The sequence below is a fragment of the Mesorhizobium sp. M7D.F.Ca.US.004.03.1.1 genome (genome assembly GCF_003998635.1).
Lineage (GTDB): Bacteria > Pseudomonadota > Alphaproteobacteria > Rhizobiales > Rhizobiaceae > Mesorhizobium > Mesorhizobium loti.
Window position 1 is genome coordinate 1 of the sequence record NZ_RZQG01001116.1, and the last position, 1,725, is coordinate 1,725.

A 1,725-nucleotide genomic window follows, 5' to 3' on the forward strand; every position below is an offset into this window, starting at 1 on the left:
GCTGTAATCAACGTGGATTGGCGCCAACGGAAAGCCGAGCATGAACGCACTTCTAAGCTCATACCTGCCCATCGTCCTGTTCATAGGCGTGGCGCTGGTTGTCGGCCTGGCGCTGCTGGCCGCGCCCTTCCTGGTGGCTTACCGCAATCCCGATCCTGAAAAGCTTTCCGCCTACGAGTGCGGTTTCAACTCGTTCGACGACGCCCGCATGAAATTCGACATCCGCTTCTACCTGGTGTCGATCCTGTTCATCATCTTCGACTTGGAAGTGGCCTTCCTGTTTCCGTGGGCGGTGTCGTTCTCGAAGATCGGCATGCTCGGCTTCTGGTCGATGATGGTGTTTCTGGCGGTGCTGACCATCGGCTTTGCCTATGAATGGAAAAAAGGAGCGCTGGAATGGGATTGAACGACAGTTCAGGCACCCTCGTCGCGCCGAAGCCCAAAGGTATCATCGATCCCAACACCGGCAGGCCGGTGGGGGAGGACGATCCGTTCTTCCTCGAGATCAACAATGAGCTGGCCGACAAGGGCTTTCTCGTCACCTCGACCGAGGCGCTTATCACCTGGGCGCGCAGCGGCTCGCTGATGTTCATGACTTTCGGCCTCGCCTGCTGCGCGGTCGAGATGATCCACACTTCGATGCCGCGCTATGACTCGGAGCGCTTCGGTGTCGCGCCGCGCGCGTCTCCGCGCCAGTCGGACATCATGATCGTCGCCGGCACGCTGACCAACAAGATGGCGCCGGCGCTGCGCAAGGTCTACGACCAGATGCCGGAGCCGCGCTACGTCATCTCGATGGGTTCCTGCGCCAATGGCGGCGGCTACTATCACTATTCCTATTCGGTGGTGCGCGGCTGCGACCGCATCGTGCCGGTCGACATCTATGTGCCCGGCTGTCCGCCGAGCGCCGAAGCGCTGCTTTACGGCATTCTTCTCCTGCAGAAGAAGATCCGCCGCACCGGCACGATCGAACGGTAAATCCATGACCGCATCCCTGAGCGAACTGTCGACCTATCTCGGCGAGAAGCTGATCGGCCGCGTGAACGAAGCTGATATCGCCTATGGCGAGCTTACCGTTCATGTCGAGCCGCGCGACCTGGTCGAGGTGATGACCTTCCTGCGCGACGATGCGCGCTGCCAATTCATCTCGATCATCGACGTCTGCGGTGCCGACTATCCGTCGCGGGCCAAGCGTTTCGACGTCGTCTATCACCTCCTGTCGCCGAAGCAGAACGTGCGCATTCGCGTCAAGGTGCAGGCCGACGAGGAAACCATGGTGCCGTCGATCACCGGTGTGTTCCCAGGCGCCGACTGGTTCGAGCGTGAGACCTACGATCTCTATGGCGTGCTGTTCTCGGGCCATCCCGATCTTCGCCGCCTGCTGACCGACTACGGTTTCGAAGGCCATCCTCTGCGCAAGGATTTCCCGCTGACCGGCTTTGTCGAGGTGCGTTACGACGACGAAGCCAAGCGCGTCATCTATGAGCCGGTCGAGCTGAAGCAGGAATTCCGCAATTTCGATTTTCTCTCGCCATGGGAAGGGACGGACTACGTCCTGCCCGGCGACGAAAAAGCCAAGACGAATTGAGGCGCCAGAATGGCTGAAACCTCCGTCCGCAACTTCAACATCAATTTCGGCCCGCAACACCCTGCGGCGCACGGCGTTTTGCGCCTCGTTCTGGAGCTGGACGGCGAAGTCGTCGATCGCGTCGATCCGCATATCGG

The 1,725-nt window shown here is 60.3% G+C and carries 3 protein-coding genes and 1 pseudogene; all 4 read left to right on the forward strand.

The window, feature by feature from the left end; all coding sequences use genetic code 11:
• Positions 1 to 40: 40 nt before the first annotated feature.
• The gene (locus EN935_RS34525; RefSeq protein ID WP_010910112.1) at positions 41 to 406 is read left to right on the forward strand and encodes an NADH-quinone oxidoreductase subunit A; all 366 of its coding nucleotides are present in this window, start codon (positions 41 to 43) and stop codon (positions 404 to 406) included.
• The gene (locus EN935_RS34530; protein WP_013531090.1) at positions 397 to 978 is read left to right on the forward strand and encodes an NADH-quinone oxidoreductase subunit B; all 582 of its coding nucleotides are present in this window, start codon (positions 397 to 399) and stop codon (positions 976 to 978) included. Before EN935_RS34525 ends, EN935_RS34530 begins: the two co-directional genes overlap by 10 nt.
• A gap of 4 nt (positions 979 to 982) precedes the next feature.
• Positions 983 to 1,588: an NADH-quinone oxidoreductase subunit C gene (locus EN935_RS34535; protein ID WP_109667985.1), complete on the forward strand. Its 606-nt coding sequence runs from the start codon at positions 983 to 985 to the stop codon at positions 1,586 to 1,588.
• Positions 1,589 to 1,597: 9 nt separating this feature from the next.
• Positions 1,598 to 1,725: pseudogene (locus EN935_RS34540) on the forward strand (NADH-quinone oxidoreductase subunit D); the annotation flags it as partial.